The organism is Pseudomonas brassicacearum (assembly GCF_000585995.1).
Classification (GTDB): domain Bacteria; phylum Pseudomonadota; class Gammaproteobacteria; order Pseudomonadales; family Pseudomonadaceae; genus Aquipseudomonas; species Aquipseudomonas brassicacearum_A.
This window is the reverse complement of sequence record NZ_CP007410.1, coordinates 5,508,316-5,534,465: the sequence shown is the minus strand read 5'-3', so window position 1 is coordinate 5,534,465 and position 26,150 is coordinate 5,508,316. Positions and strand designations below refer to the sequence as shown.

Sequence of the window (26,150 nt, the reverse complement as noted above, 5' to 3'; positions counted from 1 at the left end):
ACCCGTCCGATCATGGGATCGGACGGGTTTTTGTGTCGCTTGGAAATTACTTCTTCAAACCGTAATGCTCATCGAGCATGCCGGGCGAATTGGGGGCCTTGGGGGCGTAGTCCCGGGGCGGTTCCTGATCCTTGGGCGGGGTCAGGCGTTCCCGTGGCGCCTGCGCCGCGTCGGCGTGCAAGGCGGCCAGCAGGCGTTGGCGAGTCTGCTCGTCGAGGGCCAGGCGATTGGCACCCTCGGACAAATGATCCTGGACGTCCTGGTAGCTCTGGGTGAGTTTCTTCACCAGAGAAGCGGTGCTGTTGAAGTGAGTGACCACTTCATTCTGATAACTGTCGAAACGTTCCTGAATGTCGTCCAGCTGACGTTGCGTGCTGTTAGGCACCGCGTTGGGCAGCAGTCGGGCAAGCAGGAATCCAATGGCGACACCGGCAACCAGGGCAAGAGTCGGCAACAACCAAACTAAGAGCGAGTGTTCCACGAGTCCTTCCTCTATAAACGGCTTTGCTTTACGTTAACGGCTCGGACCTGCGCTGTATACCGCGAAGAACATCGCAATCATGCCAAGCACAGACTTTTAGCTAGACGAGTCGACCCTATTCGGGGTCACGGAGTTCTTTCCCTTGCTTATGCGCGAAACCCCTGTATTCATCGATGGCCCCGTGGGCCAACTGGAAGCCTTGTACCTGGACAGCGAAGCGCCCCGTGGCCTGGCGCTGATCTGCCACCCGAACCCGGTGCAGGGTGGGACCATGCTCAACAAAGTGGTCTCGACCCTGCAACGCACTGCCCGGGATGCTGGCCTGGTTACGTTACGTTTCAATTATCGCGGCGTCGGCGCCAGTGCCGGCAGCCATGACATGGGCACCGGCGAAGTGGATGACGCCCAGGCTGCGGCCGATTGGCTGCGGGAAAAATACCCGCAACTGCCGCTTACCCTGTTTGGTTTTTCGTTCGGCGGATTCGTCGCCGCCAGCCTTGGCGGACGCCTGGAAGCCCAGGGCCAGGCGCTCAAGCACCTGTTCATGGTCGCCCCGGCGGTGATGCGCCTCGACGCACAATCACCCTTGCCGATGAGCGGCGAGTTGACCGTGATCCAGCCGGAAACCGACGAAGTCGTCGATCCCCAGCTCGTTTACCAATGGTCCGACACGCTCCAGCGCCCCCATGAGCTGCTGAAAGTGGCAGAATGCGGACACTTTTTCCATGGCAAGCTGACCGATCTCAAGGATCTGCTCCTGCCGCGCCTCTCGAATTGACAGCAGTCTGACAAGCGATAACCCATGACGACTCGTACCCGTATCCTGACCGGCATCACCACCACCGGCACCCCGCACCTGGGCAACTACGCTGGCGCCATCCGGCCGGCGATCCTCGCCAGCCGCGACAGCAACGCCGATTCGTTCTACTTCCTGGCTGATTATCACGCCCTGATCAAGTGCGATGACCCGCTGCGCATCCAGCGTTCGCGCCTGGAAATCGCCGCGACCTGGCTGGCCGGTGGCCTGGATGTGGACCGCGTGACGTTCTATCGCCAGTCCGACATTCCCGAGATTCCCGAGCTGACCTGGCTGCTGACCTGCGTCGCCGCCAAGGGCCTGCTCAATCGTGCCCACGCCTACAAGGCCTCGGTGGACAAGAACGTCGAGACCGGTGAAGACCCGGACGCCGGCATCACCATGGGCCTGTACAGCTATCCGATCCTGATGGCCGCGGACATCCTGATGTTCAACGCCCACAAGGTGCCGGTCGGTCGCGACCAGATCCAGCACGTGGAAATGGCTCGCGATATCGGCCAGCGCTTCAATCACCTGTTCGGCCAGGGCAAGGAGTTCTTCGTCATGCCCGAGGCGCTGATCGAAGAAAGCGTCGCCACGCTGCCGGGCCTCGATGGCCGCAAGATGTCCAAGAGCTACGACAACACCATCCCGTTGTTCAGTAGCGCCAAGGACATGAAAGACGCGATCTCGCGGATCGTTACCGACTCCCGCGCCCCGGGCGAAGCCAAGGACCCGGACAATTCGCACCTCTTCACCTTGTTCCAGGCCTTCGCCACCCCGGTCCAGTCCGCTGAGTTCCGTAGCGAACTGTTGCAAGGCCTGGGTTGGGGCGAGGCCAAGAATCGCCTGTTCCAGTTGCTCGACAGCGAGTTGGGTGAAGCCCGCGAGCGTTACCACCAGTTCATCGAGCGGCCGTCGGACCTTGAGGACATCCTGCAACTGGGCGCGAAGAAAGCCCGGGCCGTCGCGACGCCGTTCCTCAACGAGCTGCGCGAAGCCGTTGGCTTGCGTTCGTTTGTCAGCCAGGTCCAAGTGGCGACCAGCACCAAGAAGAAAGCCGCCAAGGCCGCACGCTTCGTCAGCTTTCGCGAAGACGACGGCAGCTTCCGCTTCCGCCTGCTGGCCGCTGATGGCGAGCAACTGTTGCTGTCTCGGCATTTTGCCGATGGCAAGACCGCCGGCCAGGTGACCAAGCAATTGCAAGCCGGCCAGCCATTGGACGTGCGCAGCGACGACCTGAGTTTCAGCGTTTGGCTCGAGGGCGAATGCGTGGCGGACAGCCCGGCCTTCGCGGACAGCGCCGCCCGGGATGCCGCCATCGATGCGTTGCGCATCGCCCTGACGCCTGCCCAGGACTGATCTCGCGCGTAACCCGACCATCGGCTCGAATAAGGGCCGATTGCCATTCCTCTGGGCCGTCGCTACAGTGACGGCCCGTTTTTGTTGCCTTGCTAACGAATATGACGCCCCTAGAACGATATCAAGCTGATCTGAAACGCCCGGAGTTCTTCCACGACGCAGCCCAGGAAACGGCGGTGCGGCATTTGCAGCGCCTGTACGACGACTTGGTCGCCGCGTCGAACAACAAGCCAGGGTTTTTGGGCAAACTGTTCGGCAAGAAAGACCAGGCACCCGTCAAGGGCCTGTATTTCTGGGGCGGCGTGGGCCGTGGCAAGACTTACCTGGTGGACACCTTCTTTGAGGCGCTGCCGTTCAAGGAAAAAACGCGGACGCACTTCCACCGCTTCATGAAGCGCGTGCACGAGGAAATGAAAACCCTGGGTGGCGAGAAAAACCCACTGACCATCATCGCCAAGCGTTTCTCCGACGAGACCCGGGTAATCTGCTTCGATGAGTTTTTCGTCTCCGACATCACCGATGCCATGATCCTCGGCACCTTGATGGAGGAACTGTTCAAGAATGGCGTGACCCTGGTCGCCACCTCGAACATTGTGCCGGATGGTCTCTACAAGGATGGCCTGCAACGGGCACGCTTCCTGCCGGCCATCGCGCTGATCAAGGAACACACCGAAATCGTCAACGTCGACAGCGGCGTGGATTATCGCCTGCGTCACCTCGAGCAAGCGGAGCTGTTCCACTTCCCCCTGGATGCCGCCGCCGAAGAGAGCCTGCGCAAGAGCTTCCGCGCCCTGACGCCGGAGTGCACCCAGGCGGTCGAGAACGACGTACTGATCATCGAGAATCGTGAGATTCGCGCCATTCGCACCTGCGACGACGTGGCCTGGTTCGACTTCCGCGAACTGTGCGACGGCCCTCGCAGCCAGAATGACTACATCGAGCTGGGCAAGATTTTCCACGCCGTGCTACTCAGTGGCGTCGAACAGATGAGCGTCACCACCGACGACATCGCCCGCCGCTTCATCAACATGGTCGACGAGTTCTACGACCGTAACGTGAAGCTGATCATCTCGGCCGAAGTCGAACTCAAGGACCTCTACACCGGCGGTCGCCTGACCTTCGAATTCCAGCGGACCCTGAGTCGCCTGCTGGAAATGCAATCCCACGAATTCCTGGCGCGGGCGCATAAGCCGTAGGGTGATTCGGAAAACCAAAAAAGGCCTGCGATTGCAGGCCTTTTTTGTGCGTGTGATTCACCCCATACCCTGTGGGAGCGAGCTTGCTCGCGATGGCGTCTTGTCAGTCAACATCAGTGCTGCTGAACCACCGCCATCGCGAGCAAGCTCGCTCCCACAGTGGATCGTTGCCAAGCCCTCGGTCTACGCCGCCTGCTGAAACTGCTGCCGATACTGGTTCGGCGACAGGTCGGTATGTTGCCGGAACAGCCGTGCGAAAAAGCTCGCATCGTCGTAGCCGACTTCATAGCTGATGGTCTTGATGCTCTTGCGGCTGCCGGACAGCAGGCCCTTGGCGGTTTCTATCCGCAGCCGTTGCAGGTAATGCAGCGGTTTGTCACCCGTGGCGGTCTGGAAGCGGCGCATGAAATTGCGAATGCTCATGCCGTGTTCCCGGGCGACGTCCTCGAAGCGAAATTTGTCGGCGAAGTGCTCTTCGAGCCAGTGCTGGATCTGCAGGATGATCACATCCTGGTGCAGCTTCTGCCCGCCGAAGCCGATTCTTCCTGGCGAATAATTGCGCTGTACTTCGTACAGAATATCCCTCGCCACGGCCTGGGCCACGTTGGCGCCGCAGAAACGTTCGATGAGGTAAATGTAAAGGTCGCAGGCCGAGGTCGTGCCGCCGGCGCAGAACAGGTTGTCGGCGTCGGTCAGATGCTTGTCCTGGTTCAGGTGCACTTGGGGAAAGCGCTCCTTGAAGGCATTGAAGAAGCGCCAGTAAGTGGTGGCTTCCTTGCCATCGAGCAGCCCGGCTTCGGCCAGCCAGAACACCCCGGTGGCTTCACCACAGAGTACCGCGCCGCGAGCATGTTGCTCGCGCAACCAGGGCAGGACCTGAGGATAACGTTGGCAAAGGTTGGCGAAATCATCCCAGAACGCGGGCAGGATGATTACATCGGTATTTTCCAGGCCGCCATCCACCGGCATGATCACGTCGCTGAAGCTGTTCACCGGCTTGCCGTCGGGGCTGACCAGCCGGGTTTCGAACGCCGGTGTCAGGCCGTGGCCCAGTTGTTTGCCATAGCGCAGGCTGGCCAGATGGAAAAAATCCTTGGCTTGCATGAGGGTGGAAGCGAAAACCCGGTCAATCGCCAGGATGCTGACGCGCCGCAAAGGCGTGGAGACATGCATAGACATATTCATCTTATTTTTATAGGGGAAAGTGGTCACCAAACGGCTGGATCGTCTTATTTTTTGTCGGATGTGTCCAGTGTCCTGTCGTTCATCCCAGGCTTAGGCTCTGTTGGATAACCCTGTCCAACAATAACGAAAGGTGCGCCATGATCCCCAGAACCCTGTTCGCCCCCGAGCATGAGTTGTTTCGCGACAGCGTACGAACCTTCCTCGAAAAAGAAGCGGTGCCGTACCACAGCCAGTGGGAAAAGCAGGGTCATGTCGATCGCCAGCTCTGGAATAAAGCGGGGGAGGCGGGCATGTTGTGCTCGCACCTTCCAGAAGCCTATGGTGGGCTGGACGCAGACTTCCTCTACAGCACGGTGGTGATCGAGGAGATCGGCCGCCTGGGGCTGACGGGGATCGGCTTCTCGCTGCATTCCGACATCGTCGCCCCGTACATCCTGCATTACGGCAGCGAAGCGCTGAAGCACAAATACCTGCCCAAACTGGTGTCCGGCGAAATGGTCACGGCCATCGCGATGACCGAGCCGGGTGCCGGTTCCGACTTGCAAGGGGTGAAGACCACGGCGGTATTGGATGGCGATGAATACGTCATCAATGGCTCGAAAACCTTTATCACCAATGGCTTCCTGGCCGACTTGGTGATCGTGGTCGCCAAGACCGATCCGAAGGCCGGCGCCAAGGGCACCAGCCTGTTCCTGGTAGAAGCAGGCACGCCTGGCTTTGAAAAGGGCAAGCGCCTGGAAAAAGTCGGGATGAAGGCCCAGGACACGTCGGAGTTGTTTTTCCAGGATGTCCGCGTGCCCAAGGAAAACCTGCTTGGGCAGGCCGGGGCGGGTTTCGCCTACCTGATGCAGGAGCTACCCCAGGAACGCCTGACCGTCGCCATTGGCGGCCTGGCCTCGGCCGAAGCGGCGCTGCAATGGACCCTGGACTACACCCGCGACCGCAAGGCGTTCGGCAAATCCATCGCGGACTTCCAGAACACCCGCTTCAAGCTGGCGGAGATGGCCACCGAGATCCAGATCGGCCGGGTTTTCGTTGATCGCTGCCTGGAACTCCACCTGCAAGGCAAGCTCGACGTACCGACGGCGGCCATGGCCAAGTACTGGGGCACCGACCTGCAATGCAAGGTGCTCGATGAGTGCGTGCAGTTGCATGGCGGTTACGGCTTCATGTGGGAGTACCCGATTGCCCGGGCGTGGGCGGATGCCCGGGTGCAGCGGATTTATGCGGGGACTAACGAGATCATGAAGGAGATCATTGCGCGGTCGCTTTGATGCGGTGGTGAACTTGGGTCCGCCATCGCGAGCAAGCTCGCTCCCACATGGGGTTCCTGTATTGCCGCAGAAACCCTGTGGGAGCGAGCTTGCTCGCGATGGGGTCTATGAATCAATCAAGGAGCAGGGTTTGGGTGATCCTTGTGAATCGCCTCAATCCCCGCCAGCACTTCATCCGACAGCTTCAGATCGAAGCTGGCGATGTTGCTGTCCAGTTGCTCCAGCGTGGTGGCGCCAATGATGTTGCTGGTCACGAACGGCTGTTGGGTGACGAACGCCAGGGCCATCTGTGCCGGGTCCAGTCCATGCTCCCGGGCCAATGCGACATAACGGCTGCACGCCGCTTCCGACTGCGGGTTGAAGTAGCGGCTGAAGCGGCTGTAGAGGCTCAGGCGACCTTTAGGTGGGCGCGCGCCACCTTCGTATTTGCCAGACAGGAAGCCGAACGCCAGCGGCGAATAGGCGAGCAAGCCGCACTGTTCGCGGATGGCGATTTCCGCGAGGCCGACTTCGAAGCTGCGGTTGAGCAGGTTGTACGGGTTCTGGATCGACACGGCGCGCGGCCAGCCACGGGCTTCGGCCAGGGCGAGGAATTTCATGGTGCCCCACGGTGTTTCGTTGGACAGGCCGATGTGACGGATCTTGCCGGCACGGACCTGTTCATCCAGGGCTTCGAGGGTTTCCTCCAGCGGGGTGAACGTTTCGTCGGCATTGTGCTTGTAGCCCAGTTGGCCAAAGAAATTGGTGCTGCGTTCCGGCCAGTGCAGTTGGTAAAGATCGATCCAGTCGGTCTGCAGGCGCTTGAGGCTGGCATCCACGGCTTCGACGATGTGCTGGCGGTTATGCTTGAGGTTTTTGTCGCGGATGTAGTCAATGGTGTTGCCGGGGCCGGCGATCTTGCTCGCCAGGATCCAGTCGGCACGGTCACCGCGGCTCTTGAAGTAATTGCCGATGTAGCGCTCGGTGGTGGCGTAGGTTTCGGCCTTCGGTGGCACCGGGTACATCTCGGCGGTGTCGATGAAGTTGATGCCGGCACCCTTGGCGCGTTCAATCTGGGCGAAGGCCTCGGCCTCGCTGTTTTGCTCGCCCCAGGTCATGGTTCCGAGGCACAGGGCGCTCACGTTCAGATCGGTACGGCCTAGCTGGCGATAGTCCATCGGGGACTCCTTGGGCAAAACAATCATAAAAGCAGGTTGAATTATTTTTCGCAATCTGCATAATTGCGCACCTCTTTCTGCAGTGGAAGTGATGCGCCGCCGCCGAAGAATCTTGCCGTTGAACGGACGCGCCGACCCGAGCCCCCGAAAGCGTCTGTATCCGGCTGCCTTTGACTTGTCAAAGTACGCACTATTCAGTAAGATCCGCCGTCTAATTTACAGGGCGGCCCCTGAGGCTATAAAGAATGAAAACTTTTACTGCTAAACCGGAAACAGTAAAGCGCGACTGGTTTGTCGTCGACGCTGCTGGTCAGACCCTGGGTCGTCTGGCCACCGAAATCGCGAGCCGTCTGCGTGGCAAGCACAAGCCTGAGTACACCCCTCACGTTGACACCGGTGACTACATCGTCGTGATCAACGCTGAGCAAGTACGTGTTACTGGCGCTAAAACCACTGACAAAATGTACTACTCCCACTCCGGTTTTCCTGGCGGCATCAAGTCGATCAACTTCGAAAAGCTGATCGCCAAAGCCCCTGAGCGCGTGCTCGAGACCGCGGTTAAAGGCATGCTGCCTAAGAACCCACTGGGTCGCGACATGTATCGTAAGCTGAAAGTCTATGCGGGCGCTGCTCACCCTCATACTGCTCAGCAGCCCCAAGAACTGAAGTTTTAACGGAATAGTTCATTATGTCGGCGACTCAAAATTACGGCACTGGCCGTCGCAAGACTGCAACCGCACGCGTTTTCCTGCGTCCGGGCACTGGTAACATCTCCATCAACAACCGCTCCCTGGATAACTTCTTCGGCCGCGAAACTGCCCGCATGGTAGTTCGTCAGCCGCTGGAACTGACCGAGACCGTCGAAAAATTCGACATCTACGTCACTGTTATCGGCGGTGGTGTAAGTGGTCAAGCTGGCGCAATCCGCCACGGCATCACTCGCGCCCTGATGGATTACGACGAAACTCTGCGCGGTGCTCTGCGCAAAGCCGGCTTCGTAACTCGCGATGCTCGTGAAGTTGAACGTAAGAAAGTCGGTCTGCGTAAAGCGCGTAAGCGTCCGCAGTACTCGAAGCGTTAATTCGCTTTCGCGTTCAAAAAGCGCCCAGTTCCTTACGGAGCTGGGCGTTTTTTTATGGGCGAAATATTTATGCTGTGACAACTTGCCACATCCGTAGAAGCCCTATACTACAAGGCTTGGCGGTTTGGCCGCTTGGTAATTACCTTGTCAATATTGGGGCTTTTCATTACCATTCGGCAAAATTTTTATAAGTTCAGATTTTTACTTAGTAGACGCCTGATTTAACAGGCCACAAAGCTGATGGGAGAGGACTGAATGAGCAATGACGGCGTGAATGCAGGCCGGCGTCGCTTCTTGGTAGCAGCCACATCCGTGGTGGGTGCTGCAGGAGCGGTGGGGGCTGCGGTCCCGTTCGTGGGGTCATGGTTTCCCAGTGCCAAGGCGAAAGCCGCAGGTGCACCGGTGAAAGTGAATGTCAGCAAGATCGAGCCAGGCCAGCAGATGATTGCTGAGTGGCGCGGCCAGCCGGTGTTCATCGTCCGCCGTACAGAGGAAATCCTGGGGAATCTGAAAAAGATTGAGGGTCAGTTGTCCGACCCGTCCTCCAAGAACTCTACGCAACCGACCTATGTCGACCCGCAGACGCGTTCGATCAAGCCAGAGGTCCTGCTGTTGATCGGGATCTGCACGCACCTGGGTTGCTCGCCAACGTTCCGCCCTGAAGTGGCGCCTGCCGATTTGGGCAAGGACTGGGTCGGTGGTTATTTCTGCCCTTGCCACGGCTCCCACTACGACCTGGCCGGTCGCGTCTACAAGTCGCAGCCTGCACCTTTGAACCTGCCAGTTCCCCCGCATTCCTATGAGACCGACGACATCATTGTCATCGGCGTCGATACGGAGAAAGCGTGATGAGCAAATTCATGGATTGGGTTGATGCGCGCTTTCCCGCGACCAAGATGTGGGAAGACCATCTCAGCAAGTACTACGCTCCAAAAAACTTCAACTTCTTCTACTTCTTTGGCTCCCTGGCACTGCTCGTTCTGGTCAACCAGATCGTCACCGGTGTCTGGCTGACCATGAGCTACACCCCGTCGGCGGAAGAAGCGTTTGCCTCCGTCGAATACATCATGCGCGACGTCGAGTACGGCTCGATCCTGCGCCTGTTGCACTCCACGGGCGCTTCGGCGTTCTTCATCGTGGTCTACCTGCACATGTTCCGTGGCCTGCTCTACGGTTCGTACCAGAAGCCTCGTGAGCTGGTGTGGGTGTTCGGCATGCTGATCTACCTGGCGCTGATGGCCGAAGCCTTCATGGGCTACCTGCTGCCGTGGGGCCAGATGTCCTACTGGGGGGCCCAGGTGATCATCTCGCTGTTCGGCGCGATCCCGGTCATCGGTGACGACCTGACCCAGTGGATCCGTGGTGACTACCTGATCTCGGGCATTACCCTGAACCGCTTCTTCGCCCTGCATGTCGTGGCCCTGCCGATCGTGATCCTCGGCCTGGTGGTGCTGCACATCCTGGCGCTGCACGAAGTCGGCTCGAACAACCCCGATGGCGTGGACATCAAGAAGCACAAGGACGAGAACGGCATACCGCTGGACGGCATCGCCTTCCATCCGTACTACACCGTGAAAGATATCGTCGGCGTGGTGGTCTTCCTGTTCATCTTCTGCTCCATCGTGTTCTTCTTCCCGGAAATGGGTGGTTACTTCCTCGAGAAGCCGAACTTCGAACAGGCGAACGCCTTCAAGACTCCTGAGCACATTGCCCCGGTCTGGTACTTCACGCCGTTCTACGCGATTCTGCGGGCGATCCCGGACAAGCTGCTGGGCGTCATTGCCATGGGCGCTGCCATTGCCGTGCTGTTCGTCCTGCCGTGGCTGGATCGCAGCCCCGTCAAGTCGATGCGCTACAAGGGCTGGCTGAGCAAGATCTGGCTGGTGGTGTTCTGCATCTCGTTCGTGATCCTGGGTGTGCTGGGTGTACTGGCACCGACACCGGAGCGTACGCTGCTCTCGCAGGTCTGCACCTTCCTGTACTTCGCCTACTTCATTCTGATGCCGTTCTACACCAGGCTCGAGAAGACCAAACCGGTTCCGGAAAGGGTGACTGGCTGATGAAAAAGCTATTTGCTGTACTGATTCTTGCTGCTATGCCTGTACTGTCCTTCGCGGCTGAACACGGTGGTCCGGAGCTGGAAAAAGTCGACATCGACGTTTCCGACAAAGCGGCCATGCAGGACGGCGCACGTACGTTCGCCAACTACTGCATGGGTTGCCACAGTGCCAAGTTCCAGCGTTACGAGCGTGTCGCCGATGACCTGGGCATTCCTCATGAGCTAATGCTCGAGAAGATGGTGTTCACCGGTGCCAAGCTGGGCGACCACATGAGCATTGGCATGCAGCCGGCAGACGCCAAGACCTGGTTCGGCGCTGCGCCGCCCGACCTGACCCTGGTCGCGCGCGTGCGGGGTACTGATTGGCTCTATGGCTACCTGCGTTCGTTCTATGAAGACCCTGCACGTCCATGGGGCGTGAACAACAAGGTCTTCCCGAACGTCGGCATGCCGAACGTTCTGGTCGGCCTCCAGGGTCGTCAGGTGGTAGGCTGCAAGCAGGTTCAAATCGTCGAGGACGGCAAGAAGCAATACGACCCGTTGACTGGCACCGCTTTGACGCATGAAGCGTGCGACCAACTGACCGTATTGCCGAACACCGGTAGCCTGACCGAGGAGCAGTTCGACGAGAAGGTCAAGAATCTGGTGACCTTCCTGGCCTATTCGGCCAACCCGGTGAAGCTGCAGCATCAGCGCATCGGTACTTATGTGTTGCTGTACCTGGCGTTCTTCTTCGTATTCGCTTACCTGCTCAAGCGTGAATACTGGAAAGACGTGCATTGATAAAGCTGTAATCCGTTGCTGTTAATCGTGCGCGCCCAAGGGCGTCTCTGAAAGTGTAACGAGCCTGGTCAGCCAGGTGTTACGGGAGACGCCCTCTGGGCGCGCTCGCTTTTCCGTTTTTTGATAATTTCTACAAGCGAGGAGGATCGCCATGGGCGTGACCAATCGGTTGGCCTGTTACTCCGACCCCGCCGACCACTATTCCCACCGGGTACGCATCGTACTGGCAGAGAAGGGTGTCAGCGCCGAGATCATTTACGTCGAAGCGGGCCGTCAGCCGCCGAAGCTGATCGAAGTGAACCCTTACGGCAGCCTGCCCACGCTGGTCGATCGTGACCTGGCATTGTGGGAGTCGACCGTGGTGATGGAATACCTGGATGAGCGTTATCCGCATCCGCCTTTGCTGCCGGTGTACCCTGTCGCGCGCGCCAACAGTCGTTTGCTGATCCATCGCATCCAGCGTGACTGGTGTGGGTTGGTGGATCTGATCCTGGATTCCCGGACCAAGGAGCCGGCACGGGTCGTGGCGCGTAAAGAGCTGCGAGAAAGCCTGACTGGCGTATCGCCGCTGTTCGTCGACAAGCCGTTCTTCCTCAGTGAGGAACAAAGTCTGGTGGATTGCTGCCTATTGCCCATACTCTGGCGTTTGCCGATTCTGGGTATCGAACTGCCGCGGCCTGCCAAGCCGCTGCTTGATTATATGGAGCGCCAATTTGCGCGTGAGGCTTTCCAGGCGAGTCTGTCTGGTGTCGAACGCGACATGCGCTAAGGCTTAAGGAGCCGCTATGAACTCCAGTCGACCTTATCTGGTCCGCGCGCTCTATGAGTGGATTGTGGACAACGATTGCACCCCGCATATGCTGGTCAATGCCGAGTATCCGTCGGTGCAGGTGCCGCAGGGTTTTGCCAATGACGGGCAGATTGTCCTGAATGTGTCGCCGGCTGCCGTGCGTCATTTGCACATGGATAACGATGCTGTCAGCTTTGAAGGGCGCTTCGGTGGTGTGCCGCATACTCTGTTTGTGCCCATAGCCTCGATCCTGGGGATTTATGCTCGGGAGAATGGCCAGGGCATGGTGTTTGAGCTGGAAGCGCCGCTAGATGGTGAAGACGAGCTTGAGCCGGATGATGATCTGCCGCCACCGGATGACGAGCCTCCGCGTCCTAGCGGTCGGCCGAGTTTGAAGGTGGTGAAGTAATGGAAGGTGATTCGCGGGCAGGTTGTTTAAGGGCCTGGTGATTTGCTGGTTGGTTAAGGAAATGCCTGTATCGGAAGATATGGGCATTTTTTTATGAGCGGTATCTGCTCTGCTCTCAGATTGCGTTGTGCATAGGTTTTCGAGCGCGTTAGGATGGTGTGTATATCCATTTCTGCGGTAACGGCGGCTTACGGTTCCGCTCTTACAGCGGGTCACTTTTGGAAGAGCCGGGAGCCGGACCAGCCAAAAGTAACCAAAAGCGCTTTGCCCCACCACTCGGCACCTCGCCCAGGCTCGGTGTGCCCTCACTCCGGCATTGCTCCGTGGGCCCACTACGCAATGCCTGCGTTCGGCCAGCGTGGTTAATGGGGCGTCCAGATCAAGATCTAAAGCAAAGCAAGGGCGGGGGTATATCCAGCATCTATGTGGCTGGGCCACCACTATCGCGAGCAAGCTCGCTCCCACATGGATTCGCGGGTGTTCACAGCATCTGTACACGACACAAAAAACCTGTGGGAGCGAGCTTGCTCGCGATGAGGCCAGCCCGTTCAACATCTTCATCGACAGTGGTATCGCCTTCGCGAGCAAGCCCGCTCCCACAGGAGAAGCGCGGTCCCCATCAGGAACCAGGCCGGCTATCAGGCCGCCTCGCGGTGAACGTTGATCGCGGCGGCCCACGGAGCAATGCCTGCGTTCGGGCATGCCGAGCCTAGGCGAGGCACCGAGTGGTGGGGCAAAAGCGCTTTGGTTACTTTCGCCTGGGCCGGCTTCCGGATTTTCGAAAGTGACCCGCCGTCAGGGCGGAACCCTAAGTGGCCGTTACCGCGGCAACGGATATACACCCAAAACCCGAAAATCCCGCCCATAAAAAAACGACGTCTTCCCACCCTGGAAGAAGCGCCGTTTTTTAAGTGATCAATACTACCAACAAGCTGCGTCTCACAAAGCCCGCAACCGAACCACCCCTTAATCGATGTACTCAAACAGCTTAACGATTTTCTGTACCCCGGAAACGCTTTGCACCAGGTTGGTCGCCTGAGCGGCCTCTTTCTTGGTCAGCAAACCCAGCAGATAAACGATGCCATTCTCAGTCACAACCTTGATGCGCGAGCCGGGAATACTGGCATCAGCGATCATCTGAGTCTTGATCTTGGTGGTCAACCACGCATCGTTCTGGCGCGCCAGCAGCGAGGAGGGTGACAGGACCTGCAATTCGTTATGCACAGTCTTGACCCGCTGCACAGCGCTCGCTTCCTGCTCGGCCTTGGCCTTGAGGTCTGCGCGGGGGTCTGGCCCGCCAGCAACACGACACCGTTGAAGCTAGTGACGACGATGTGCGAGTTGTTGTCCAGGTCCGGGTCGGCCTTGGCGATGTTCACTCCCACTTTGGTTTCGATCAGGGAGTCGTCGATCTTGCTGCCGAAGGTGCGGGTGCCGCGGTCATCTTCAATCGGCTTTTCCCGGCTGGCGTTAACCACCGATGTGCAGCCGCTGATGCCGAGGCATAGGGTCAGGGCCAGAAGGCCTAGGCGATTAGGGGTCATTCTTCACTCCCGAACAGTTGGCTGTCGATCAAGTCGCAAAGACAGTGGATCGCCAGCAGGTGGACTTCCTGAATACGTGCAGTGACATTGGCCGGTACGCGGATCTCGACGTCTTCGGGCAACAGCAGTGACGCCATGCCGCCACCGTCGCGACCGGTCAATGCTACGACAATCATTTCGCGATCATGTGCGGCCTGGATCGCTTGAATAATATTGGCCGAGTTGCCGCTGGTGGAAATCGCCAGCAGCACATCGCCGGGCTGGCCCAGGGCGCGGATCTGTTTGGAGAATATTTCGTTGTAGCTGTAGTCGTTGGCGATCGAGGTGATCGTCGAGCTATCGGTGGTCAGCGCAATGGCCGGCAGGCTCGGGCGCTCGCGTTCGAAGCGGTTGAGCAGCTCCGACGAGAAGTGCTGGGCGTCGCCGGCGGAACCGCCATTGCCACACGAGAGCATTTTGCCTTCGTTGAGCAGGGCGTTGACCATCACTTGGCTGGCTTGCTCGATGTGCGGTGCAAGTACGTCCATCGCCTGTTGCTTGGTGTCGATACTGGCCTGAAAAAGCTGGCGAATTCGCGATTGCATGTCCATCTGTGTGACCTTAAGTAGCGCGGCTTATCGGCACAAACGTGTGCGGCCCGCAAAGCAAAGAGCAAAAAAGTTAAGTGAAAGTGTCCGGCTCGGCATAGGGCTTCAGCTATCGAAGGCGTTTTGCAGCCAGTTCAACTGGTCGGCGTTGCTGTCGATGGCAACCACGTCGAAACGGCAGGGGTGATCGGCCCAGCGAGACTCCTTTTGCAGAAAATACTGCGCGGCGAGAATCAGCTTCTGGCGCTTGCGCCCGTCGATGCTGTCGAGCGCACCGCCCCATTGGGTATTTTTTCTGTAGCGGACTTCGACGAATACTACTGTATCGCCATCAAGCATGACCAGATCAAGCTCGCCGCGTTTACATAACCAGTTCTGCGCCAGCAGTCGTAGACCGTGTTGCTGGAGATGCGCGAGGGCCTGGCCCTCGGCATCCCGTCCGCTTTGCTGGCGTGACTGGTCAGGCATCAGCGCTGGGTGTCCGGCAGGCGCTGGACCTGGCCATTGACGAACTCGGCCCAAGGCAACTGACGCTGCACGCGTTGAGATGGCGACACTGCCAGGCTGCCTGTCAGGCCTTCGATGCGGCTGTCCGGCAACGTCTTGAGCTGACCCAGGCGCGGCGCCAGGCGGTAGGCGTCTGCGCCCATTGCATACAGTCGGCCCATGCTGCCACCTGCCTGGGGCCACTGCGCGGTGACCTGCTTGCGCAGCGGATCATTGGCATCGAGCAGCCACGGGGTTTCGCAGAAGCGAACGCCATTCATGTCGTTGTACTGGTTCTGGTCGCCGCTGGCGCTGAACACCAGCGAAGTCGCGTAGACCGGTACGTCGCCGGCGTACTGGAAGTTCAGGGTCGGCTTGATCTGCTGGGCTTGCTGCGGAGTCGAGGCCAGGAAAATGAACTCAATGTCCTGGCGACGGGACGGCTGGGCCGCGACCGTGCTGCCCACAGTGTTTTGCAGGCTCTTGGCGCGACCTTCGCTCTGGCGCAGCTGGAACATGTCGGCGATCTGCTGGGCCAGTTGCACCGGCTGGTCGACCCGCTCCACAGCGACGATGCTGCCGCCGTTGGCTTGCCAGTCCTGGCTGAAGGCTTTCAATACGCGATCACCCCATTCACTTTTCGGCACCATGACGGCTGCGCGATGCAGGCCATCGGCGCGGGCGCGGCGGGAGACTTCGCGTGCTTCGTCCTCGGCAGCCAGGCCGAACTGGAACAGTTGGGCCGGGCCTTGTTCGCCTTCGCTGTAGTTGAGTGCCAGGGTGGTGATCGGCAGTTGCGGGCGAGTGCTGAGCTGTTTGACCAGGGGTTTTTCCAGCGGGCCGACGACCAGTTGCACACCGTCAGCCTGGGCCTTGCGGTAGAACTCGTCCATGGAGGTCAGGCTGGCGCTGTCGTAGAACTGGATGCTGGGTGGCTTCTGCCCGGCTTGTTGGGCCTGGTAGTGCGCGGCCATGAAACCTTCACGCAAGGCTTTGGCGACGGTGGCCAGCGGGCCGGTCTGGGGCAGCAGCACGGCGATCTTGCTCAATGGCTGGCTCGCCAGCTCCTTGAGCTTGACCAGCGGTGTCGGCAGCTGGAGGGCGGCCGGGTGCTTCGGGTTCTGTTCGCGCCAGCTGTCGATAGCCGCTTGTTGCTGCTCCAGGGTGCCGGCGGTTTTTACGGCCTGGGCCAGGCTCAGCCAGCCGCCGAGGTCGTCGGTGGTGGTCGGTTGCAGTTGATCGGTAGGCAGCGAGGCGATCAGGGACCAGATCGCTTCGTGGTTTTTCGCTGCGGCTTCGTTCTCAAGCAGGGGCGCGATGAAGATGCGCTCCTTGGCAGCCGCCAGGGTCTGGCCATCGGCCTCCAGGGCGCGGGCGCGAACAGTGCCGGTGCGGACCTGCTGTTCCACCGGCAGCTCGCTCAGGTGTTGCAGGCTCGGGTGGCCCAGGGCGGTCAACGCGGCCTTGGGCTGGTTGCGCGTCATGGCCAGTTCGGCCGCCAGGGTGCTGGCGAAAATCTGCTGGCCAGGCTTGAGTTGCTCCATGGGCACTTGTTGCAGGATCTGCGCGGATTGGCCAGCGTTGCCCTGGCGGTAGGCCAGGTCGGCTGCGCTCAGGCGCAACAGGGCGGCTTTTTCCGGTGTTTTACTTTGGGCGGCCTGTTCGAGCAACTGCTCGATACTGGCATCCGGGGTCCGTGGAAGCTCGCCAAGGCTGGACGAGGGCGAGCTGGCGCAGGCCGCCAGGAGGGCAGCGAGGCAGAGGGCGGAGAGCAGCCGCAGGCAAGCGATCATGTAAGTGTTCCTGATACGAGATCAAATAAGCGTCGAATTGTACCCAAGCACTGGCCGGGGCGCGATGTTAGTGGCGTGAATCGATCAATTTAGGTATTTCAAAGAGTGCGGCGTGCCACAAAAGACAGGGTGTTGCCTCGCCACAATGGCTGATGCGAACAGCCGAGACGGCCGGCACACGCTACAATGGCGGTTTTTACCGATCATGAGGTGTGCGCTTTGACTGCTCCAGGTGCTTTGAATTCCGCTGCCGGCTCGCTTTATGTGGTGGCGACGCCCATCGGCAACCTGGACGATATCAGTGCCCGCGCGCTGAAAATCTTGCAAGAAGTTGCCCTCATCGCAGCCGAAGACACACGCCATTCCCAGCGCCTGCTGCAGCATTTTGGCATCTCCACCCCGTTGGCGGCCTGTCATGAACACAATGAGCGTGACGAAGGCAGTCGTTTCATTACCCGGCTACTGGCAGGCGATAACGTTGCGCTGATTTCCGATGCGGGTACGCCGCTGATTTCCGACCCTGGCTATCATCTGGTGCGCCAAGCCCGGGCGGCCGGGATCAGTGTAGTGCCGGTGCCAGGGGCCTGTGCATTGATCGCGGCGCTGTCGGCGGCAGGCTTGCCGTCGGACCGTTTCATCTTCGAAGGCTTTCTGCCGGCCAAGGCGGTGGGGCGACGGGCGCGCCTGGAGGCTATAAAGGAAGAGCCGCGCACCTTGATCTTTTATGAGGCGCCGCATCGCATTCTCGAATGCCTGCAAGACATGGAGCTGGTGTTCGGTGCCGAGCGTCCGGCGCTGCTGGCCCGTGAGCTGACCAAAACCTTCGAAACCCTCAAGGGCTTGCCATTGGCCGAGCTGCGGGCGTTTGTCGAAAACGATAGCAATCAGCAGCGCGGCGAATGCGTGGTACTGGTGGCAGGTTGGACGGCGCCGGAAAGTGAAGAGGCCGTCAGCAGCGAAGCGATGCGCATCCTGAATCTGTTGCTTGAGGAAATGCCCCTCAAGCGCGCCGCCGCCCTCGCGGCGCAGATCACCGGCGAGCGCAAGAACGTGCTGTATCAGGTCGCGCTGGAAAAACAGAAGGACCAGTGAAACCGGGACACGGGGCTGGCCAAAGGCTTTTAGCGCTTGTTCTTCGGGCTCTCTACCGTTAACCTTCGCGGCGGAGAGTCGATCGGACAGTCGCTGCCCTCTATGAGAATTAGGGGGGGGAGGAAAGTCCGGGCTCCATAGGGCGAAGTGCCAGGTAATGCCTGGGAGGCGTGAGCCTACGGAAAGTGCCACAGAAAATAACCGCCTAAGCGCTTCGGCGCCGGTAAGGGTGAAAAGGTGCGGTAAGAGCGCACCGCACGTCTGGCAACAGTTCGTGGCTAGGTAAACCCCACTTGGAGCAAGACCAAATAGGGTCCCAAGGCGTGGCCCGCGCTGGGACCGGGTAGGTTGCTAAAGATGTCCAGTGATGGCCATCGTAGACGAATGACTGTTCAAGACAGAACCCGGCTTACAGATCGACTCTCCACCTTTTTCCCTCCCTGCCGGAATCACAGGCAGACGCAGTTCCTAATACCAAAAAAATCTTACTCTTAACAAATCACTTTAACTTGTGCGCGCAGCCTCCTGTGCTCATTCGGGTTGAGGTGAAATTTCCTACGTCAGATTCTTGTTACCTCTCCTGAAACGCTCCTAAATCTCCGATCTATAAGGCTTTTCCTTCAATCCGCGCCTTGACGGTGCGGTGGGCGCATTCCTATAGTGTGCGCAAGTGGCGGAAAGTGGCATGAAGTGGGTTTTTTTGAACGTAAAACGCCAAAAAGTGGAGAAACGCTGACGTGTTTCGCGGAGCTAACGCTATCAGTCTCGATGCAAAAGGCCGTCTCGCCATGCCGAGCCGGTATCGTGACGAGCTCGTTTCGCGAAGTTCCGGGCAGTTAATCGTCACGATCGACGCCGTTGACCCATGTTTGTGCGTTTACCCTCTTGATGAGTGGGAAATCATCGAAACCAAACTGCGCGCGCTGCCTTCGCTACGAGAAGAAAACCGTCGTTTGCAACGCTTGCTGATCGGTAACGCCGTCGACCTCGAACTCGATGGCAGCGGTCGTTTCCTGGTTCCACCGCGCCTGCGCGAGTACGCCAAGCTGGACAAGCGCGCGATGCTGGTGGGCCAACTGAACAAGTTCCAACTGTGGGACGAAGATGCCTGGAATGCGGTTTCTGCCGCCGACCTCGCTGCTATTCAACAACCGGGCGCCATGCCTGATGAACTGCGTGATTTGATCCTGTGACTATTGATAGCGGCTTTAACCACATCACCGTACTGCTGGACGAGGCCGTCGAGGCCCTCGCCGTACGTCCTGATGGCTGCTATCTGGACGGTACATTCGGGCGCGGCGGGCACAGCCGGCTGATCCTCAGCCAGCTCGGTCCGGACGGCCAGTTGCTGGGATTCGACAAGGATCCTCAAGCGATTGCCACCGGGCAAGCGCTGGCGGCCGAAGACGGCCGCTTTGTCATTGTGCAGCGCAGCTTCGCCGAGCTGGGCTCGGAAGTCGCCGGGCGCGGCCTGGCCGGCAAGGTCAGTGGCGTGCTGCTCGACCTGGGCGTGTCTTCGCCACAGCTGGATGACCCGGAGCGCGGCTTCAGTTTTCTCAATGACGGCCCGTTGGACATGCGCATGGATCCGTCCCGTGGAATCAGCGCCGCCGAATTCGTCAACACCGCCCCGGTGGAAGAAATCGCCCGTGTCTTCAAGGAATACGGCGAAGAGCGTTTCTCCGGCCGCATGGCCCGCGCCGTGGTCGAGCGTCGCGACATCAAGCCTTTCGAGCGCACCGGCGATCTGGCCGAAGTGCTGAAAGTCGCCAACCCCGCCTGGGAGAAGGGCAAGAACCCGGCGACCCGTGCTTTCCAGGGGTTGCGCATCCACGTCAATAACGAGCTGGGCGACCTCGAGGCCGGCCTTGAAGCGGCCCTTGAAGCGCTTGAGATCGGCGGTCGGCTGGTGGTGATCAGCTTCCATTCCCTGGAAGACCGTATCGTCAAGCTGTTCATGCGCAAGCTCACCAAGGGCGAAGCCGATAACCTGCCGCGCAACCTGCCGGTGCGTTTTGAAGCCTTCGTGCCAAAAATCAAGATCCATGGCAAGGCACAGTTCGCCTCCGAGGCTGAACTCAAGGCCAACCCGCGCGCCCGTAGCGCGGTCATGCGTGTTGCGGAGAAATTGCGGTGAGCAAGCTCTTCGCCAAGCCACTGCCTGGCGGCAGCTTTTTCATGCTGCTGCTGTTTATCGGCGTGCTCGTGTCGGCGATTGCCGTGTCCTATAGCGCGCACTGGAACCGGCAGTTGCTCAATTCCCTCTACAACGAGCTGAGCGTGCGCGACAAGGCGCAGGCCGAGTGGGGCCGGTTGATCCTGGAGCAGAGCACCTGGACCGCCCATAGCCGCATCGAAGTATTGGCCACCGAGCAACTAAAAATGCGCATCCCCGGCGCTGCCGAAGTGCAGATGGTGACGCCATGATGAAACTCGAGGGGGCGCTGTTCCCGTGGCGGTTCCGCCTGGTCATGGGTTTGCTCGGGATCATGGTAGCGGCGATTTCGTGGCGCATCATCGACCTGCAGGTCGTCGACCGTGACTTCCTCAAGGGGCAGGGCGACGCCCGTAGCGTGCGTCATATTCCAATTCCGGCCCACCGTGGCCTGATCACTGACCGCAATGGCGAGCCATTGGCCGTGAGTACCCCGGTCACCACCTTGTGGGCGAACGCCAAGGAAATGCAGCAGGCCAAGGAAAAGTGGCCCGCACTGGCTGCCGCCCTCGGCCAGGATCCCAAGGCCCTGGCCGAGCGTCTCGAAGCCCAGGCCAATAAGGAATTCATCTATCTGGTGCGCGGGTTGACGCCCGAGCAAGGCCAGAGCGTGCTCGACCTCAAGGTCCCGGGCGTCTATGGCATCGAAGAGTTCCGGCGTTTCTACCCGGCCGGTGAAGTCACGGCCCACATGGTCGGGTTCACCGACATTGATGACCGGGGTCGAGAGGGTGTCGAGCTGGCCTATGACGAATGGCTCGCCGGGGTTGCCGGCAAGCGACAAGTCATCAAGGATCGGCGCGGCAGGCTGATCAAGGATGTCCAAGTCACCAAAAACGCCAAGGCCGGCAAGCCCTTGGCGTTGTCCATTGATCTGCGCCTGCAATACCTGGCCAACCGTGAGCTGCGCAATGCCATCGTCGAGAACGGTGCCAAGGCTGGCAGCCTGGTGATCATGGACGTGAAGACCGGCGAGATCCTGGCCATGGTCAACCAGCCGACCTACAACCCGAACAACCGTCGCAACCTGCAACCGGCGATGATGCGCAACCGCGCGATGATCGACGTGTTCGAGCCGGGTTCGACCATGAAAGCCGTGTCCATGGCCGCCGCCCTCGAAACCGGACGCTGGAAGCCGAGCGACACCGTCGAGGTGTATCCGGGTACCTTGCAGATCGGCAAGTACACCATTCGCGACGTGTCCAAGACCGAAGGCCCGGTGCTGGACCTGACCGGTATCCTGATCAATTCCAGTAACGTGGGCATGAGCAAGATTGCCTTCGATATCGGCGGCGAGACGATTTATCGCCTGGCCCAGAAAATCGGTCTCGGCCAGGACACTGGCCTGGGCTTCCCGGGCGAACGTGTCGGCAACCTGCCGAACTACCGCGACTGGCGCAAGGCTGAAACGGCCACCTTGTCCTACGGCTACGGGGTTTCGGTGACGGCGATCCAATTGGTCCATGCGTTTTCCGCGTTGGCGAACAACGGGCGCATCGCCCCGCTGACCCTGATCAAAACCGACAAGGCACCGCAGACCACCCAAGTGATCCCGGAAAACGTCGCCAAGACCATGCAGGGTATGTTGCAACAGGTGATCGAGGCGCCCCGTGGTGTCTATCGCGCCCAAGTACCGGCCTATCACGTTGCAGGCAAATCGGGTACGGCCCGTAAAACCTCCGTGGGCACCAAAGGCTATGCCGAGAATTCCTACCGTTCGCTGTTCGCCGGCTTCGGCCCGATGAGTGACCCGCGCTACGCCATCGTCGTGGTCATCGACGAACCGAGCAAGGCCGGCTACTTCGGTGGCCTGGTCTCGGCGCCCGTGTTCAGCAAAGTGATGTCCGGCACCCTGCGCCTGATGAACATTACCCCGGACAACCTGCCGCCGACCCAGCAAGCGAACACCGCACCGGTCGTGCCCTTGAAAGCCGAAGGAGGGCGTGGCTGATGTCCCTGAGCCTGAACAAGATTTTTGCCCACGCCGGTCACGACCTGTTGATTCGCGAGCTGGCCCTGGATAGCCGCAATGTCCGCGCCGGAGACCTGTTCCTGGCCGTGCCAGGCGCCCGGTTCGATGGCCGTGCCCACATCGCCGATGCCTTGAAGCGCGGCGCGGCGGCCGTGGCGTATGAAGTGGCGGGCGCGACCGTGTTGCCGATCACCGACGTTCCCCTGATCCCGGTCAAGGGGCTGGCGGCGCAGTTGTCGGATATCGCCGGGCGTTTCTATGGCGACCCAAGCCGTCACTTGAACCTGGTCGGCGTGACCGGCACCAACGGCAAGACCAGCGTGACCCAACTGGTGGCCCAGGCTCTGGACCTGCTCGGCCAGCATTGCGGCATCGTCGGGACCCTGGGCAACGGCTTTCACGGCGCGCTGGAAAGTGGCCTGCACACCACGCCGAACCCGATCGCCGTGCAAGCGACCCTGGCGGACCTGAAAAAGGCCGGGGCCAAGGCCGTTGCCATGGAAGTGTCTTCCCACGGCCTGGACCAGGGACGCGTGACCGCGCTGGCCTTTGACGTCGCGGTGCTGACCAACCTGTCCCGGGATCACCTGGATTACCACGGCACCATGCAGGCCTATGGCGAAGCCAAGGCCAAGCTGTTTGCCTGGAACGACTTGAAATGCCGGGTCATCAACATCGATGACGCGTTCGGCCGGCAATTGGCCGCCGAAAAAGGCGAGTCCCGGTTGATCACCTATAGCCTGGAAGATGCCAGCGCTTACCTTTATATACGCCAGGCGCAGTTCACCGACGAAGGCGTGCGCGCCACGTTGGTCACGCCCCAGGGCGAGCACCACCTGCGCAGCACCTTGCTGGGTCGTTTCAACCTGAGCAACGTATTGGCCGCCATCGGCGCCTTGCTCGGCCTGGACTACGCGCTGGACGAAATCCTCAAGGTCCTGCCGAAGCTCGAAGGTCCCGCCGGTCGCATGCAGCGCTTGGGTGGCGGTACGCAGCCGCTGGTGGTGGTCGATTACGCCCATACCCCCGATGCCCTGGAAAAAGTCCTGATGGCCCTGCGGCCTCACGCCAAAGGCAAGTTGCTGTGCCTGTTCGGCTGCGGTGGCGATCGTGATCGTGGCAAGCGTCCGCTGATGGCCGAAGTGGTCGAGCGCCTGGCAGACGCTGTGCTGGTCACCGACGACAACCCGCGTACCGAAGACCCGTTGCAGATTTTCGACGACATCCGCGCTGGCTTCTCGGTGGCGGACAACGTCACGTTCGTGGCCGGTCGCGGCCAGGCGATTGCCCAGTTGATCGCCGGCGCTTCGGCGGACGATGTGATAGTCCTGGCCGGCAAAGGGCACGAGGACTATCAGGAAATCAATGGCGAACGCCATGCTTTCTCCGACCTGGTGGAAGCCGATCACGCCCTGACTGCGTGGGAGGTGGCCCATGCTTAAGGCCCTGAAACTCAGCGAACTGACCAACGCCCTGAATGCGCGCCTCATCGCCGCGGATGCCAGCTTCGACGGTGTCAGCATCGACAGCCGGGCCATTGCTCCGGGGCAGCTGTTCGTCGCCCTGGCCGGACCGCGTTTCGACGGCCACGATTACTTGAACGAAGTCGCCGCCAAAGGGGCGGTCGCGGCGCTGGTCGAGCGAGAAGTGACCAACAGTACGCTGCCGCAGTTGCTGGTCGCTGACACCCGCCAGGCCCTTGGCCAATTGGGCGCGCTGAACCGCACTGCGTTTGGCGGTCCGGTCGCGGCCATCACCGGTTCCAGCGGCAAGACCACCGTCAAGGAAATGCTTGCAAGCATCCTGCGCACACGCGGCCCGGTGCTGGCGACCCGTGGCAACCTGAACAATGACCTCGGCGTCCCGCTGACCTTGTTGGAACTGGCGCCGGAACACAGCGCTGCGGTCATCGAACTGGGCGCTTCGCGACTTGGCGAAATTGCCTACACCGTGGCCATGACCAAGCCCCACGTGGCGGTGCTCAACAACGCCGGGACCGCGCACGTCGGCGAGTTCGGCGGCCCGGAAAAAATCGTCGAGGCCAAGGGCGAGATCATCGAAGGGCTGGATGCCGATGGCATCGCCGTGCTGAATCTCGACGACAAGGCGTTCGAAATCTGGAAAGCCCGGGCGGGCGAGCGCAAGGTGCTGACCTTTGCCCTGAGTAATCTCGCCGCGAACTTCTACGCCAGCGACCTGGACCGCGATGCCCGTGGTTGCCCGGCTTTCAACCTGCACAGCCCCGACGGCGCCGAGCGGATCCAGTTGAACCTGCTCGGCACCCATAACGTCGCCAATGCCCTGGCCGCGGCGGCTGCCGCCCATGCGTTGGGCGTGTCGCTGCCGGGCATCGTTGCCGGGCTGAACGCGGTGCAGCCGGTCAAGGGGCGCTCCGTCGCGCAACTGGCCAGCAACGGCATGCGCGTGATCGACGACACCTACAACGCCAACCCGACGTCCATGTGCGCGGCGGTGGATATCCTTGCCGGTTTCTCCGGCCGTACCGTGCTGGTGCTGGGGGATATCGGCGAGCTGGGCGAGTGGGCGCAGCAGGGCCATCACGATGTCGGGGCCTATGCCCGCGGCAAAGTCGATGCGCTGTATGCCGTCGGCCCAATGATGGCCCATGCGGTCGCCGCGTTTGGCGAACACGCACAGCATTTCACCACCCAGGCCGAGCTGATCCAGGCCTTGGGCGCCGAGCAAGATCCGAACACCACCTTATTGATCAAGGGCTCACGCAGCGCAGCGATGGAAAACATCGTCGCGGCGCTGTGCGGCACCCGTATGGAGAAACATTAATGCTGCTGCTGCTAGCGGAGTACCTGCAACAGTTCCACAAAGGCTTCGCGGTCTTCCAGTACCTGACCCTGCGCGGGATCCTGGGTGTGCTGACCGCGCTGTCGTTGTCGCTGTTCCTGGGCCCGTGGATGATCCGCACGTTGCAGAACCTGCAAATCGGCCAGTCGGTGCGTAACGACGGCCCGCAGTCGCACCTGTCCAAGTCCGGCACCCCGACCATGGGCGGTGCGCTGATCCTGTCGTCCATTGGTATCAGCACCTTGCTCTGGGCCGACCTGGCGAACCGTTACGTCTGGGTCGTGCTGTTGGTGACTTTGCTCTTCGGTGCCATCGGCTGGGTCGACGACTACCGCAAGGTGATCGAGAAGAATTCCCGTGGGCTGCCGAGCCGCTGGAAATATTTCTGGCAGTCGGTGTTCGGCCTCGGTGCGGCGATCTTCCTTTATATGACCGCCGCCTCGCCGGTGGAAACCACCCTGATCCTGCCGATGCTCAAGGATTACAGCATTCCTCTGGGCGCAGGTTTCATCGTGCTGACCTACCTGGTCATCGTCGGTTCGAGCAACGCCGTCAACCTCACCGACGGCCTCGACGGCCTGGCGATCATGCCGACGGTCATGGTGGGCGGCGCGCTGGGGATCTTCTGCTACCTGTCGGGTAACGTGAAATTCGCTGAATACCTGCTGATCCCCTATGTGCCGGGCGCGGGCGAGCTGATCGTGTTCTGCGGTGCGCTGATCGGTGCCGGCCTGGGCTTCCTGTGGTTCAACACCTACCCGGCGCAAGTCTTCATGGGCGACGTCGGCGCGTTGGCGCTGGGCGCGGCCCTGGGCACCATCGCCGTCATCGTTCGCCAGGAAATCGTCCTGTTCATCATGGGCGGCGTGTTCGTGATGGAGACCCTGTCAGTCGTCATTCAGGTTGCTTCCTTTAAATTGACCGGCCGCCGCGTTTTCCGCATGGCGCCGATTCACCACCACTTTGAACTCAAGGGCTGGCCCGAGCCGCGAGTGATTGTCCGTTTCTGGATCATCACCGTGATTCTGGTACTGGTCGGCCTTGCCACCCTGAAGCTGAGGTAGAACG

At 60.3% G+C, this 26,150-nt stretch carries 25 protein-coding genes, 1 other RNA gene and 1 pseudogene; 20 read left to right on the top strand and 7 right to left on the bottom strand.

What is annotated here, in order from left to right:
* Positions 1 to 46: 46 nt before the first annotated feature.
* Complete coding sequence (locus CD58_RS23675) at positions 47 to 481, bottom strand: YhcB family protein (RefSeq protein WP_025215418.1); 435 nt, start codon at positions 479 to 481, stop codon at positions 47 to 49.
* A gap of 148 nt (positions 482 to 629) precedes the next feature.
* On the opposite strand from CD58_RS23675, the gene CD58_RS23670 reads away from it, so the two are divergent.
* The 3 genes from CD58_RS23670 (at position 630) to zapE (ending at position 3,835) form a co-directional block, all read left to right on the top strand.
* Positions 630 to 1,259, top strand: a complete 630-nt coding sequence (locus CD58_RS23670) for an alpha/beta hydrolase (RefSeq protein ID WP_038436717.1) — start codon at positions 630 to 632, stop codon at positions 1,257 to 1,259.
* Between the two features lie 24 nt (positions 1,260 to 1,283).
* Positions 1,284 to 2,639 carry a tryptophan--tRNA ligase gene (locus tag CD58_RS23665; protein WP_025215416.1) on the top strand — a complete coding sequence of 452 codons (1,356 nt, stop codon included), beginning with the start codon at positions 1,284 to 1,286 and terminating at the stop codon, positions 2,637 to 2,639.
* 101 nt (positions 2,640 to 2,740) lie between these two features.
* On the top strand, positions 2,741 to 3,835 hold the full coding sequence (zapE, locus tag CD58_RS23660; protein WP_025215415.1) for a cell division protein ZapE: 1,095 nt from the start codon (positions 2,741 to 2,743) through the stop codon (positions 3,833 to 3,835).
* A gap of 183 nt (positions 3,836 to 4,018) precedes the next feature.
* Here zapE and CD58_RS23655 read toward each other — a convergent pair whose 3' ends face one another.
* Positions 4,019 to 4,915, bottom strand: a complete 897-nt coding sequence (locus tag CD58_RS23655; RefSeq protein WP_200868935.1) for a GlxA family transcriptional regulator — start codon at positions 4,913 to 4,915, stop codon at positions 4,019 to 4,021.
* A gap of 242 nt (positions 4,916 to 5,157) precedes the next feature.
* Here CD58_RS23655 and CD58_RS23650 point away from each other — a divergent pair, with 242 nt between their 5' ends.
* Positions 5,158 to 6,294 carry an acyl-CoA dehydrogenase family protein gene (locus CD58_RS23650; protein ID WP_025215413.1) on the top strand — a complete coding sequence of 379 codons (1,137 nt, stop codon included), beginning with the start codon at positions 5,158 to 5,160 and terminating at the stop codon, positions 6,292 to 6,294.
* 116 nt (positions 6,295 to 6,410) lie between these two features.
* Here the strand turns inward: CD58_RS23650 and CD58_RS23645 are convergent, their stop codons facing one another.
* Positions 6,411 to 7,451, bottom strand: coding sequence for an NADP(H)-dependent aldo-keto reductase (locus CD58_RS23645; protein WP_025215412.1), 1,041 nt, complete (start codon positions 7,449 to 7,451; stop codon positions 6,411 to 6,413).
* Between the two features lie 245 nt (positions 7,452 to 7,696).
* On the opposite strand from CD58_RS23645, the gene rplM reads away from it, so the two are divergent.
* From rplM to CD58_RS23610, 7 genes are all read left to right on the top strand, one after another.
* A complete protein-coding gene (gene rplM, locus CD58_RS23640) occupies positions 7,697 to 8,125 on the top strand; it encodes a 50S ribosomal protein L13 (RefSeq protein ID WP_003178186.1) in 429 nt (142 codons plus the stop codon).
* Between the two features lie 14 nt (positions 8,126 to 8,139).
* On the top strand, positions 8,140 to 8,532 hold the full coding sequence (gene rpsI, locus CD58_RS23635; protein ID WP_003205364.1) for a 30S ribosomal protein S9: 393 nt from the start codon (positions 8,140 to 8,142) through the stop codon (positions 8,530 to 8,532).
* A gap of 255 nt (positions 8,533 to 8,787) precedes the next feature.
* Complete coding sequence (gene petA, locus CD58_RS23630) at positions 8,788 to 9,381, top strand: ubiquinol-cytochrome c reductase iron-sulfur subunit (protein WP_025215411.1); 594 nt, start codon at positions 8,788 to 8,790, stop codon at positions 9,379 to 9,381.
* Positions 9,381 to 10,592 (top strand): cytochrome b, encoded by a 1,212-nt coding sequence (locus CD58_RS23625; RefSeq protein ID WP_025215410.1) that lies wholly within the window; start codon positions 9,381 to 9,383, stop codon positions 10,590 to 10,592. The genes petA and CD58_RS23625 overlap by 1 nt, the downstream gene beginning before the upstream one ends.
* Positions 10,592 to 11,374, top strand: a complete 783-nt coding sequence (locus tag CD58_RS23620; RefSeq protein ID WP_025215409.1) for a cytochrome c1 — start codon at positions 10,592 to 10,594, stop codon at positions 11,372 to 11,374. Before CD58_RS23625 ends, CD58_RS23620 begins: the two co-directional genes overlap by 1 nt.
* Positions 11,375 to 11,525: 151 nt before the next feature.
* On the top strand, positions 11,526 to 12,143 hold the full coding sequence (locus CD58_RS23615) for a glutathione S-transferase N-terminal domain-containing protein (protein WP_003178195.1): 618 nt from the start codon (positions 11,526 to 11,528) through the stop codon (positions 12,141 to 12,143).
* 16 nt (positions 12,144 to 12,159) lie between these two features.
* The gene (locus CD58_RS23610) at positions 12,160 to 12,573 is read left to right on the top strand and encodes a ClpXP protease specificity-enhancing factor (RefSeq protein ID WP_025215408.1); all 414 of its coding nucleotides are present in this window, start codon (positions 12,160 to 12,162) and stop codon (positions 12,571 to 12,573) included.
* A gap of 966 nt (positions 12,574 to 13,539) precedes the next feature.
* Here the strand turns inward: CD58_RS23610 and CD58_RS23605 are convergent.
* The 4 genes and pseudogenes from CD58_RS23605 to CD58_RS23590 form a co-directional block, all read right to left on the bottom strand.
* Positions 13,540 to 14,117 (bottom strand): annotated as a pseudogene (locus tag CD58_RS23605) (BON domain-containing protein).
* Positions 14,114 to 14,707, bottom strand: a complete 594-nt coding sequence (locus CD58_RS23600) for a phosphoheptose isomerase (protein ID WP_007904374.1) — start codon at positions 14,705 to 14,707, stop codon at positions 14,114 to 14,116. Before CD58_RS23600 ends, CD58_RS23605 begins: the two are co-directional and overlap by 4 nt.
* Before the next feature lie 102 nt (positions 14,708 to 14,809).
* The gene (locus CD58_RS23595) at positions 14,810 to 15,172 is read right to left on the bottom strand and encodes a YraN family protein (RefSeq protein WP_025215407.1); all 363 of its coding nucleotides are present in this window, start codon (positions 15,170 to 15,172) and stop codon (positions 14,810 to 14,812) included.
* Positions 15,172 to 16,983 (bottom strand): penicillin-binding protein activator, encoded by a 1,812-nt coding sequence (locus CD58_RS23590; protein WP_025215406.1) that lies wholly within the window; start codon positions 16,981 to 16,983, stop codon positions 15,172 to 15,174. Before CD58_RS23590 ends, CD58_RS23595 begins: the two co-directional genes overlap by 1 nt.
* A gap of 186 nt (positions 16,984 to 17,169) precedes the next feature.
* On the opposite strand from CD58_RS23590, the gene rsmI reads away from it, so the two are divergent.
* The 9 genes from rsmI (at position 17,170) to mraY (ending at position 26,146) form a co-directional block, all read left to right on the top strand.
* On the top strand, positions 17,170 to 18,075 hold the full coding sequence (rsmI, locus tag CD58_RS23585; protein WP_080712608.1) for a 16S rRNA (cytidine(1402)-2'-O)-methyltransferase: 906 nt from the start codon (positions 17,170 to 17,172) through the stop codon (positions 18,073 to 18,075).
* A gap of 74 nt (positions 18,076 to 18,149) precedes the next feature.
* Positions 18,150 to 18,503, top strand: an RNA gene (gene rnpB, locus CD58_RS28825) — RNase P RNA component class A.
* Positions 18,504 to 18,812: 309 nt separating this feature from the next.
* Positions 18,813 to 19,268: a division/cell wall cluster transcriptional repressor MraZ gene (mraZ, locus tag CD58_RS23580; RefSeq protein ID WP_003205355.1), complete on the top strand. Its 456-nt coding sequence runs from the start codon at positions 18,813 to 18,815 to the stop codon at positions 19,266 to 19,268.
* Positions 19,265 to 20,212, top strand: a complete 948-nt coding sequence (rsmH, locus tag CD58_RS23575) for a 16S rRNA (cytosine(1402)-N(4))-methyltransferase RsmH (RefSeq protein WP_025215404.1) — start codon at positions 19,265 to 19,267, stop codon at positions 20,210 to 20,212. Before mraZ ends, rsmH begins: the two co-directional genes overlap by 4 nt.
* Positions 20,209 to 20,502, top strand: coding sequence for a cell division protein FtsL (gene ftsL, locus CD58_RS23570; RefSeq protein WP_025215403.1), 294 nt, complete (start codon positions 20,209 to 20,211; stop codon positions 20,500 to 20,502). Before rsmH ends, ftsL begins: the two co-directional genes overlap by 4 nt.
* The gene (locus CD58_RS23565) at positions 20,502 to 22,241 is read left to right on the top strand and encodes a peptidoglycan D,D-transpeptidase FtsI family protein (RefSeq protein WP_185045939.1); all 1,740 of its coding nucleotides are present in this window, start codon (positions 20,502 to 20,504) and stop codon (positions 22,239 to 22,241) included. Before ftsL ends, CD58_RS23565 begins: the two co-directional genes overlap by 1 nt.
* A complete protein-coding gene (locus CD58_RS23560; RefSeq protein WP_025215401.1) occupies positions 22,241 to 23,704 on the top strand; it encodes a UDP-N-acetylmuramoyl-L-alanyl-D-glutamate--2,6-diaminopimelate ligase in 1,464 nt (487 codons plus the stop codon). Before CD58_RS23565 ends, CD58_RS23560 begins: the two co-directional genes overlap by 1 nt.
* On the top strand, positions 23,697 to 25,064 hold the full coding sequence (locus CD58_RS23555; RefSeq protein WP_025215400.1) for a UDP-N-acetylmuramoyl-tripeptide--D-alanyl-D-alanine ligase: 1,368 nt from the start codon (positions 23,697 to 23,699) through the stop codon (positions 25,062 to 25,064). Before CD58_RS23560 ends, CD58_RS23555 begins: the two co-directional genes overlap by 8 nt.
* A complete protein-coding gene (gene mraY / locus CD58_RS23550) occupies positions 25,064 to 26,146 on the top strand; it encodes a phospho-N-acetylmuramoyl-pentapeptide-transferase (RefSeq protein ID WP_014340067.1) in 1,083 nt (360 codons plus the stop codon). Before CD58_RS23555 ends, mraY begins: the two co-directional genes overlap by 1 nt.
* Positions 26,147 to 26,150 lie beyond the last annotated feature (4 nt).